2 protein-coding genes and 1 pseudogene are annotated in these 3,513 nt (G+C 72.6%); all 3 read left to right on the forward strand.

The features are described from left to right. Positions 1-2,115, forward strand: a 2,115-nt coding sequence (locus tag IY392_RS14095; RefSeq protein ID WP_228549432.1) for a phosphopantetheine-binding protein, incomplete at its 5' end; no start/stop codon positions are given. A 56-nt stretch (positions 2,116-2,171) separates the two neighbouring features. Then, positions 2,172-2,852, forward strand: a pseudogene (locus tag IY392_RS19695) (beta-ketoacyl synthase N-terminal-like domain-containing protein); the annotation flags it as partial. Between the two features lie 88 nt (positions 2,853-2,940). Continuing rightward, a partial coding sequence (locus tag IY392_RS19625) for a polyketide synthase (protein ID WP_194861551.1) occupies positions 2,941-3,513 on the forward strand: 573 nt, incomplete at its 3' end.

A 3,513-nucleotide genomic window follows, 5' to 3' on the forward strand; every position in this document is an offset into this window, starting at 1 on the left:
GCCCCGCACGATTCGGGCACGGACCTCCTCGATGTGGCCCGTGCCGGCTCCGGTGTGGAGGTGACGATCGCCGCTGGAGACGGCCCACTCGGATCACAGCTGCTCGCGGCCGGTCGGTGGCTGAGCCGGATCGAGCAGGCCGCACCCGAGGAGGGCCTGGAGGCGGAGGCCACGGCCGGTGGGCCAGACCACCTCGTCGTGCTGCGCCTCGGCCGAAGGGCCGCACCGCCGTCGGACCGCGCATCCCGCCCCTCAGGCCCAGCTCAGACGCTCACGCCCGAGCCCGTCATCGCGGAGCCCCCTGAAACGTTGGTCACGAGCGCCCCTCTGACAGAGATGCAGGTGGCCTATCTCGTCGGCCGTGCGGACCCGTGGTTGGGCCGCCCGGTCGCGCCGCGCTATCGGACCGAGGTCGAGGTGGGCGGTCTCGACGTCCCGGCGCTCGAGCGGGCGTTGGACACGATCGTCGATGCCCACCCCATGCTGTCGGCGCGAGTCGACGACAACGGCCGGCAGGTCCTCGACACCGCGGCCCGGCCGCGACTGCAGATCGAGGACCTGAGCGTGGCGACGGACGCCGAGGTGCGCGCCGAGCGTGAACGCCGCCGAGCAGAGGAGATGTCCCGGATCCACGACCCCCAGAGCGGGCGGCCCTGGCTCGAGCTCCGTGCGGTGCGGTTACCGGCGCCCGCCGCGGAGGTCTCCCGATGGATGGTCGTGCTGATTCTCGACATGCTGTTCTGCGACGTCCGTGGAGCGGAGATCATCGCCCGTGACCTGACCGCGGCGTACCGGGGCGACCCCGTCGACCGACCCCAGGGTGCATTCCTCAGCTGGGCTGAGGCCCGAGCCGGGGCGGCGCAGGGGGACTCGGCGCTGCCGGATTCGCCGCAGGCGGGGGCACCGAGGCCGCGCGTCCTCCTGCCGGTCCGCCCGCCCGAGAGCTCGCGGTTCACCCGTCGACGCCGCCAGCTCGACCCGCGCACCACCACGGAGTTGATTCGGCGATGTGCAGTCCACCGGGCCACCCTCGACGCGGTCCTCGTCACCGTGTTCGCCGAGCTCCTGGCCACCGATGACGGGCACCGACCCCCGGTCGTGGTGACCGTCCTCGACCGCCCCGCCGAGCATCGGGACGTCGTGGGGGAGTACACCTCGACCGTCGTGCTGGATCCCCCGGAGGGCCGGTCCACGAGCGAGCGTGCCCGCGCCGCGGCGACCCGTCTACTCGAGGGCGTCCGTGATCTCGGACGCGACGGATCCGGCCACGGTAACACCCGGATCCGCGAGCATCTCCGTTCGGGCAGCGGCACCGGCGTGCTCCCCGTGGTCTACTCCTCCGGTCTGACCGGGTGGACGGGCGGACCGGCCGCGTGCGATGCGCTGGCGCAGCTGGGTGAGCCGGTCCACTCGATCAGCTCGACGCCGCAGGTCCTGATCGATCTCCAGAGCTTCCGCGACAGCGACGGTTCGCTGCTGCTCGTCCTCGACGCGGTGGAGGACGCATTCCTCGATGGCGTGCTCGACGCGGTCGCCGATGTTCTGGCCGCGACGGTGACGACGCTGGCCGACGGAGACGACCGCTGGCACGAGCCCGGCTTTCCCTCCACTGCGACGCCAGGAGTACCGCGACGCGATGTCGCCGAACTGGGTCGTCGCCGATCGACGACGATCCGGGGACGTCTCGCGGTCGAGGGGGACGACGGCGACCTGCTGACCGTCGTGCGCGCCACGGTCGCCGAGGTGCTCGGGAGGGCCCCGTCACACGACGAGCTCGACCGGGGCTTCTTCGAACTCGGGATGACGTCGATGGATCTCGTCCGCTTCCGCCGGGTACTCGCCGACCGAGGGCACCGGGTGGAGCTCGCGGAACTCTTCGCCCACCCTGACATCAGATCGCTCGCCGCGGGGATGCAGGCCGCACCAGCCCTGAGCCCCGAACCGATCCGGGAACCCAGCCCGAGCGTGAACCCGGCCCAGAACCCGAACGTGACCCCACACGCCGACCCGGACCGATCCCGGCCCGCCATCCGCCCCGATGCGCACGACCCGCTCGCGCAGGCCCGTGAGCGCGGGCGTCAGCGCCGCCGCATCCGGCAGGAGACCAATTCATGACCCGTCCCGTCGATCCGCGACTGGCGCACCACGAGTCGGACATCGCCGTGATCGGCATGTCCTGTCGCCTGCCCGGCGCGCCCGACGTCGAGGCGCTGTGGAGGCTGCTGCTCGACCGCAGGGAGGGGGTCGTGCGAACCGATCGCGAGGCCGCGCGTCGCGCCGGCGCACCCTCGGAGCTCGTCGACCACCCGGGCTTCGTGCCCACCGGGTCGGACCTCGGCCCGATCGACGGCATCGATCTCGCCGCGTTCGAACTCAGCCGGCACGAGGCCAGGTACCTCGACCCGCAACACCGGGTCTTCGCGGAGGAGGTGTGGCACGCGCTCGACGACGCCGGCCACGGGCACGGCTCAGGCGTGGACCGGGTGGGTTTGTTCGCCGGATGTTCTCCCTCCGCGTATCTCCACCACGCGTTCCGGCAGACCTTCGACCCGTCCGGCGGGACCGATCCGGCCCATGCCATGCAGATCGCGCTGGGGACCATGCCGGACTACCTCGCGACCGGTATCGCCTACCGGATGAACCTCACCGGGCCCGCGCAGACCGTGCTCACCGCCTGCTCGACCTCCCTGGTCGCGGTCCACCTCGCGGTGGAATCGTTGCGCAGCGGCGAATCGGACATGGCGGTCGCCGGTGGGGTCACCGTGCGGGTGCCGGCCTCTCACGGGTACGTCTACGTCCCCGACGGGCCGTTCTCCGTCGACGGGCACACGCGGAGCTACGGCGACGGTGCCTCCGGAGCGGTGTTCACTCAGGGCGCGGGCGCGGTCGTCCTGCGCCGTTACGGTGACGCCGTGCGGTCGGGGGGACCGGATCCGAGCGGTGATCAGGGGCAGTGCCGTCAACAACGACGGAGCCGCCAAGGCCGGGTTCGTGGTGCCGGGCGTCGACGGACACGCCTCGGTCATCGCCGAGGCACTGGCCGGCGCGGGCCTGGGGCCACGCGACATCGGATACGTCGAGGGGCACGGTACCGGCACCCGGATGGGCGATCCCGTGGAGGTCGCGGCGCTGCACAGGGTGTTCGGGCGGGCGGAGCGACCGTGGTGTCTGCTCGGCTCGATCAAGTCCAACATCGGGCACACCGAGGCGGCCGCCGGGGTCGCCGGCCTCATCAAGGCGGTGCTCGCGGTCGAGCGGGGAGTGATCCCGGCCTCGCTGCACTGCGCGGATCCCAACCCCGACCTCGGGCTCGCCGGCTCCGCCCTCCGCTGCGCCGACGCCCCGTCAGACTGGGACCCGGATCGGCCGCGCGTCGCCGGGATCAGCTCGCTCGGGTTCGGCGGCACCAACGCGCACGTCGTGGTGGCGCACTCCGGCCGCACGCCGGACACCGATCCCGATCCCCGTCCGCAGCTGTGGCTCCTCGGTGCGGCCAGCCGCGCCGAGGAGCCA

The organism is Dietzia sp. SYD-A1, from assembly GCF_015356725.1.
Lineage (GTDB): Bacteria > Actinomycetota > Actinomycetes > Mycobacteriales > Mycobacteriaceae > Dietzia.